The organism is Pseudomonas sp. NBRC 111133, from assembly GCF_001320605.1.
Classification (GTDB): Bacteria; Pseudomonadota; Gammaproteobacteria; order Pseudomonadales; family Pseudomonadaceae; genus Aquipseudomonas; species Aquipseudomonas monteilii.
In genome coordinates this window covers 149,580-155,731 of sequence record NZ_BCBJ01000068.1, presented here as the reverse complement: position 1 = coordinate 155,731, position 6,152 = coordinate 149,580, and the positions used below count along the sequence as shown (strand labels likewise).

Here is a 6,152-nt window from a genome sequence, read left to right as displayed (position 1 = left end):
TAAATCAGAAGCCGGATTCCGCCGCGGGGTGTTGTGCCCCGCTTTCTCAAGACTGTTAAAGAGATTACTACATGGACGCCCAGCATGAACCTGCTCATGATGAGATGAGGGAATTCCTGCGCCAAGAGCGCGAGGCCTTTGAGGAACGAAACTACTGGCTGCAGCATGCTTTAGGTGCAGAAAATCATTGGCTTTTCGTACAAGCTTATGACGCCTGGAAGCTGGAGCTTTATCTGCCAGCATGTACCGGTTTTCTGACCGGGATCGAGGCGTCGCTTCGTAACACAATGGCCCAGGTTCAGAACCCTGCTCCAGTCGAAAATGTCGACGATATCTCGACGCTTAGTAACTCTCTCCTGCGTCAAGCGAGGGCCAGTGGCATGGTGATCGATGACTTAGCATTCCCAGGAGAGCAAAATTTTGAAGTCAATCTCCCTACTCGATCAATCCATGTTGAGATCGTAAAGGTCAGACATACTCTCTGCCACGGCAACATCCTTCAGTATGTGAGAACCGAGGATGATTTGGGCACTTTCTTTACGCCAGAATGTTGCCGTGACCTTGCTAATAGCCTTCACACGATCTCACGCAACTGGGTGGCGAGTTTGGGAGCGTTCAGAAGAGAAACCCTGGGCCTTCGCTAAGCATTCACTGAGTAGCAAGGCTCCATGCAAGCGGGGCGCGCAGGCCGGCACGGCCGACGAGCGTGAGGATGGAAGCCCGCAGGGCCGAGACACAACGTGGCTCGGTTCACGACAGCCGGCCGCGAATGCGGCACGCCCACAAATGATGAGCAAGCCTTGCTACAACTCGCACGTCATGTCGTTGCAGGACGTAACAACATGGACTGGTATCAGCGTGAACAATCAAACTAAAACGCCTTGAGCTTCAGTCAGCTGCAGGTGATCCCGGAGGGAATTCCTACCACCCTCTCGCCGAAACGTAGCCATCACATAGCGACTACGCTCTACCGTGGTCAGCACCCAAAACCGCCCCTCCTTCTCCACTCGTTCGACCTTCGCAGTCTGGACGACACGACCATCAGCATTACGACCTGCAGGATCGTCACCTTCAAACCCAAACACCACACCTCCTCCGACGCGAGACATGATGAAGGCATCTGTTAGGTAGGCAGTGACAGGTTCAGCGAACCCCTGCTCCATCGCCCGGGCGATACGCCGCAGGTCGAAGTCAGAATGACGCTTGCTGTGAAAGTCGAGATTGATGGAGGTGGTCATTGAGTGTCCTTACAACATGAAGCGCCGGCAGAGTGATCGCTGAGAGCATCAGCTTCGAAAGCCGGCGACGCGGATCTTAAAAGAAAGAGAAGATGGTGCTGAGACTGGCTTTCTGACGACGGCCAGGCCCCAACAAAACGTAGACAGTATTCCTAGTGGAAGCGAAGACATCATCCACTAAAGAGGTACACATCGTCGACCGCACCCAACCACCTTGTGGGAAGCGCCCCTCACTGTCATCAACAACACAGTGGGCAAACACAATCAGCGGCACCAAGCCCGCGGCTTTCACCCTGGCCTGCTCATCCTGGGTTAAGTCAGGTTCAAAAAGCGTCCAGCCTTCGACGATACAGTACGACCTGCGTGGGAAACGCTCAGCAACCAAGGCGCGAGCAGCTTCAGCAGAAATCTCTAGGCCCGCGGCTGGTACATGATCCTCTGTGAGCAGATCACTCTCGGCAGAGCTGCCCGCCTTGGCATCACTCATTGCAAGCTCCTCTCAGCGCTGAGAGCGTCGTACAAAACCCGCATGTTGGTGAGCGAGGCCACATCTAGATTCGAACGGTAGGAGTCGTGGTAGACCGCCCCATCTTCAACCGAAATAACACACACGGCATCACGATCCTGGTCATCGCCGATCGCCAATTTGGCAACCTTCTCCATCTGCCATGTCCCGCTACCGTTCATGTTCGCAGGGGTAACGACCTGGATGCCCCTGACGTAGACTTCATTGTCCTGAGCTTGGAGGACTTGCAGCAGGTTCAGCTCGTCATTGATCATGAGCTTAAACTCATGGCCATTCCCCTCCCCAACCATCACCACCGAGAGGTGGAACCAGGAGCTGCCCAGCTTACCGTCATTCATTGCAAGCTCCTCTTAGCACTGAGAGCGTCGTACAGAACCCGCATGTTGGTGAGCGACGCCACATCTAGATTCGAACGGTACGAGTCGTGATAGACAGCTCCACCGTTGACCGTGACTACACACACGGCATCACGATCTTGGTCATCGCCGATCGCCAGTTTGGAAACCTTCTCCATCTGCCATGCCCCAGTACCGTTCATGTTGGCGGGGGTAACGACCTGAATGTCCTTGACGTAGACCTCATCGCCCTGAGCTTGGAGGACTTGCTGCAATTTCAGCTCGTCATTAACCATGAGCTCAAACTCATGGCCCTTGCCCTCGCCGACCATCACCACCGAGAGGTGGAACCAGTGCTTCCTGAGAATCCGGGTAACGGCATGCCAGTGAGCGAGGCCATGGCCAAACATACCTGGTAGGCCTGCCAAATCATTGTCGTCTGTTCTGAACATCAATCGCCTCGGTGAAGCCATCGCCAAGGCGATGCAATGAAAATTTTGGGTTAATGCCTTACTGCGGGAATGCGTGGTGGCTCCGACGAGCCCTTATCACACTGAACGCTCGCGGGCACGAGGAGAGACGGTGTGGTCACATGGCCTTTGTGGGTCATAGCCCAAGGCGCTGCAGCACATGCATGACCGTACGCCTGTCAAAAGATTTTCCATAAATTGGCGGCTGAGCGCTGAGCTGGGGATCAGTCGTCCGACCCCGTCGCGCTTGGTCAACAAGGCGATCCGTGCAGAATAGGGAATATATTCCATGGATTGAATTTAATCAATGTGGCTCTATCCTCAGCTTTGGGAGCCACCATGCCACTGAGAGAGTCATTAGCCGCAGTCCTCCGGCTCGTGAGGATTTCCCGCGGCCTCAGCAAGGACGATTTCCAAGGGCTGGTCGATCCCAAGCATGTGTACAACCTCGAAACCGCCAGAAGCGGGGTGACCCTCGACACGCTCGAAACAGTGGCCTCGGTACTCCAGGTTGATGCCCTCACCCTCCTCACTGTCGCTGCGAGCCTTGAGCGAAACCAATCTCACAGTGAGTTGCTCATGCACCTCCAACTGGACGCTCAGCGACTGGGGGAATTAGGTGTGATAGCAAGATGGCCTGGAGAATTTCAGGATGGATCACTTGTAAAGACCAAGCCCGGTCGGAGGACGCCCCCGGACACAGTAGAGGCTATTCTGGATTGCCGCGACCGAGGGTTGAGCCAAAAAGAGACTGCAGATGAAGTGGGAGTGCATCGGTCTACTGTCGGTAGGATCTGGAAAAGCGTACAACCTTTATAGCGTTCACGATCTGAGCATACGTAAGTGGTGTGGTTCAGATGTCGGCGGAAAAGCCTCATGCTCGCCAAGCGCTCACCTTAAGGACAACAACACAGCATTGAGCCCACCCATAAAGTCGGCGATGTTCTCGGTCTCATACTTCCTGAGGGCTTGCAGCTTGTGGGATATCACCTCACCCTCTTCCCTACTTGTACAGACTCGTGCAGCTAAAGAACCTAGCATGCGTGGGCTTTTGGGCAATGAACGCCGCACCATACGATTCCCACGAATGGCATTATTTATATCCTTGGCTGGATAGAGGCCTAAGAGCCAACCCATCAACAACATTGCACCTCCTCGTTGAACCCCGTTGGCAGAGTGCATTCCAAAATCCAGTCGCTCTTGCACATCCAGATGCCAGCGATATGGAGATCTTGGTGGATGACCAAATCCAGATGCTGCTACTCCTTCTGCTGCATGGAGCGTACGCCTACTTAGTAGAAGTCCATATAGACTATGGATTACATCAGACTCCAACGGATGAGTTGCGACACGTTTTTGTATCCAAGCTTGAACCTTTCCAGCCAACAACGCCAATCGTCTTTCCTCAGGCTTCGCCGGACTACGCCCTCGCCACAAATTGTGCAGATAGCAATCCCACATACGGCTTTCGATTGGCGGGAGCGTCGGTGGACATGTAAGTAACCTCTGGTGTTCAGGGCAATATGCAGATGTGAGATTACACCAGTCTTTTTTCCAAACAGGAAAACGAAACGAGAAAAAGCTGTGAGCAAGGCAGTCCTCGCAGGATAGGTTCCTGTAGCGCAACTTTGTTAATGGCAACCCACTACTTCGAAAGTAGCTATCAATAAAGGTAGTGCACTCATAGTAGGTATCATGAAACACAGAGATCAGTTCACTGGACTCATCAAACTCCACGTCAGAGCCAAAGGTTTGCTGCCATTCAGAAATCACACCAACTTCAAGTGGATCTGGGGCAGAGCACCTCTGAATGACCATGCGAAATAGGTGCGGATTTTTTAGTTGATCTAAAGAAAGCCCCCGGCATACCCATGATAGAATGGTTTCACCTGTAACAATTTTAGGGTGTTCAATGTTGCTATGAATATTCAACATTTAAAATCTCCAAAGGTGTGAAATATGCCTGGGAGTAGCAACTTGACCTTTGGCCAAGACGCCACTCATTGCCAGAACTTTTATTGTCTGTATTACAGACCCGGTAGCGCCGCATGCGGAGTAATGGAGAGACGCCAAGAAATCTTCCTCGATCACTTGCTGCCTCTCAATGTTATAAGCTCTTGCCACATAGACCACAAATTGTCGAAATTCACTTCCGATTGGCCAGCACTGTAACTCTAAAACGCAATGCCGACTGAATTGGAAGTCCCTAGCCATTGCCCCTACACTGTTAAAATTTGTTACAGTCACTACAAATTTAAGATAGTTGATTTCACGCCTTAAAAACAGAATAAATTCACAAAGTTCTGGATACTTTGATCTCGGCCCGCTCACAAAAGCATCAGCATCGTCAATCACTAAAACCACAGATATCCCACTGCTGTTAATTTCACGCAGGAGGCTTAGTAGTGTTCTAGGTGAATCTTTGACAATCCAATCTGGTAGTCCTAGCGCGCTAACGAGTGATTGCCGCAGTGAGCCACATAGATGCGTGTGGGAAGAGCGAATGACTATCGGCCATATTTTTCGAGCGCTATCAATCCGCGAGAATAGGAACGATAGCACTGTGCTTTTCCCGGAAAGTGGTTTACCTTGCAAAAAAACCAGATCATTCAGGTGGAGAGCGCTGAAAACCTGTTTCTTCGCTTGCATCTGAAGTTGACAGTGAAGGATTTTCATCTCAACTCATTCAGCCGGCAGCTCTTGAAGCCACTTCGATTTTCCCGCCTGCTGGAGAATTTCTATTGTGATCTTCTCTGTGCCGGACGAGATAGCATAAGCTCCAGCAGCCTTCAGTAGGTCGCATATTCGACCGATAACACCTTCCGTTTTCAAATAAATCTCGGTACTCAGCTCAGCAGAAGATAAGCGCGACGGAAACGCCAACGGCATGATGCTTTCCCAAGTATCGAGAAAATTCAGATATTCCGAGTCGCTCTGCTGCCATCTGGTCACCTCGTACTTTTCAAAGCGCCGTTCGTACTGAGGGTCAAAGCTGAGAGCATTAAGTGCCTCGGACACGCCAAAAACAAAAAAGCTCATGTAAAGCGGAGGGCCACACATGCCTCGAAGCATTGACAAAAATGCCAATTGTTCTTGGTTGGACAATTGCAGTACGGAATCCTGAAACTCATCCATAAAAATAGCTCTGACATCATTTGCCAAGCAATAATCCGTGATGATTTTGATGTCAACGCCAGCTTTACCAGGATCAAGGCCCAATGCGCCCATCAATTTCTCGCCGGGACGGGGGCGTACCCTTGTATTTTTTGTGTCGCGCACAAAATTTACATAGCGGATTTTACGGCACCATTCCTGATCCAACCCTCTCACTGCATTGCAGATCGTGGACTTTCCATAGTTGCTGCTCGCAGTCACTATAAGACAAGGTGCTTCCATGCATCCCCTTGGGATGTGAATCATGTTATAAGCTATCGTCTGAACATTTCTCAGGTGCTCAGTAGAAATAACAACATCCTTTCGCATGAAGTCCATGCGGTCTCGGTCAGATAGATCCATTGCAAAGCGTCGACTTTCCTCCAAGTGCTCGTACGGCATTACTCACCCCTTTCAATCGTTTTTATTA

The 6,152-nt window shown here is 51.2% G+C and carries 8 protein-coding genes; 1 reads left to right on the top strand and 7 read right to left on the bottom strand.

The genetic code is table 11. The features are described 5' to 3' along the window. The first annotated feature begins 71 nt into the window (after positions 1-71). Entirely contained in the window at positions 72-644 is a 573-nt protein-coding gene (locus APH36_RS15830; RefSeq protein WP_041505931.1) for a hypothetical protein, read from the top strand. Between the two features lie 222 nt (positions 645-866). Here APH36_RS15830 and APH36_RS15825 read toward each other — a convergent pair whose 3' ends face one another. From APH36_RS15825 to APH36_RS15790, 7 genes are all read right to left on the bottom strand, one after another. Next, complete coding sequence (locus APH36_RS15825) at positions 867-1,238, bottom strand: hypothetical protein (protein ID WP_041505930.1); 372 nt, start codon at positions 1,236-1,238, stop codon at positions 867-869. A gap of 76 nt (positions 1,239-1,314) precedes the next feature. Next, positions 1,315-1,725 carry a hypothetical protein gene (locus APH36_RS15820; RefSeq protein WP_041505929.1) on the bottom strand — a complete coding sequence of 137 codons (411 nt, stop codon included), beginning with the start codon at positions 1,723-1,725 and terminating at the stop codon, positions 1,315-1,317. Continuing rightward, positions 1,722-2,102: a hypothetical protein gene (locus APH36_RS15815; RefSeq protein ID WP_052484798.1), complete on the bottom strand. Its 381-nt coding sequence runs from the start codon at positions 2,100-2,102 to the stop codon at positions 1,722-1,724. The genes APH36_RS15820 and APH36_RS15815 overlap by 4 nt, the downstream gene beginning before the upstream one ends. Next, positions 2,099-2,551, bottom strand: a complete 453-nt coding sequence (locus APH36_RS15810; protein ID WP_041505928.1) for a hypothetical protein — start codon at positions 2,549-2,551, stop codon at positions 2,099-2,101. Before APH36_RS15810 ends, APH36_RS15815 begins: the two co-directional genes overlap by 4 nt. 909 nt (positions 2,552-3,460) lie before the next feature. Beyond that, the gene (locus APH36_RS31705) at positions 3,461-4,504 is read right to left on the bottom strand and encodes a hypothetical protein (RefSeq protein WP_147286514.1); all 1,044 of its coding nucleotides are present in this window, start codon (positions 4,502-4,504) and stop codon (positions 3,461-3,463) included. Next, on the bottom strand, positions 4,505-5,245 hold the full coding sequence (locus tag APH36_RS31700; protein WP_147286513.1) for a hypothetical protein: 741 nt from the start codon (positions 5,243-5,245) through the stop codon (positions 4,505-4,507). It lies immediately after the preceding gene. Positions 5,246-5,251: 6 nt separating this feature from the next. Continuing rightward, a complete protein-coding gene (locus APH36_RS15790; RefSeq protein WP_041505924.1) occupies positions 5,252-6,124 on the bottom strand; it encodes a TniB family NTP-binding protein in 873 nt (290 codons plus the stop codon). Positions 6,125-6,152: the final 28 nt, after the last annotated feature.

What these genes read in the sequence shown, in the direction of transcription:
- APH36_RS15820 (WP_041505929.1), bottom strand. Translation starts at nt 1,725, where the DNA reads ATGAGTGATGCCAAGGCGGGCAGCTCTGCCGAGAGTGATCTGCTCACA.
- APH36_RS15790 (WP_041505924.1), bottom strand. Translation starts at nt 6,124, where the DNA reads ATGCCGTACGAGCACTTGGAGGAAAGTCGACGCTTTGCAATGGATCTA.
- APH36_RS31700 (WP_147286513.1), bottom strand. Translation starts at nt 5,245, where the DNA reads ATGAAAATCCTTCACTGTCAACTTCAGATGCAAGCGAAGAAACAGGTT.
- APH36_RS31705 (WP_147286514.1), bottom strand. Translation starts at nt 4,504, where the DNA reads ATGTTGAATATTCATAGCAACATTGAACACCCTAAAATTGTTACAGGT.
- APH36_RS15810 (WP_041505928.1), bottom strand. Translation starts at nt 2,551, where the DNA reads ATGTTCAGAACAGACGACAATGATTTGGCAGGCCTACCAGGTATGTTT.
- APH36_RS15830 (WP_041505931.1), top strand. Translation starts at nt 72, where the DNA reads ATGGACGCCCAGCATGAACCTGCTCATGATGAGATGAGGGAATTCCTG.
- APH36_RS15825 (WP_041505930.1), bottom strand. Translation starts at nt 1,238, where the DNA reads ATGACCACCTCCATCAATCTCGACTTTCACAGCAAGCGTCATTCTGAC.
- APH36_RS15815 (WP_052484798.1), bottom strand. Translation starts at nt 2,102, where the DNA reads ATGAATGACGGTAAGCTGGGCAGCTCCTGGTTCCACCTCTCGGTGGTG.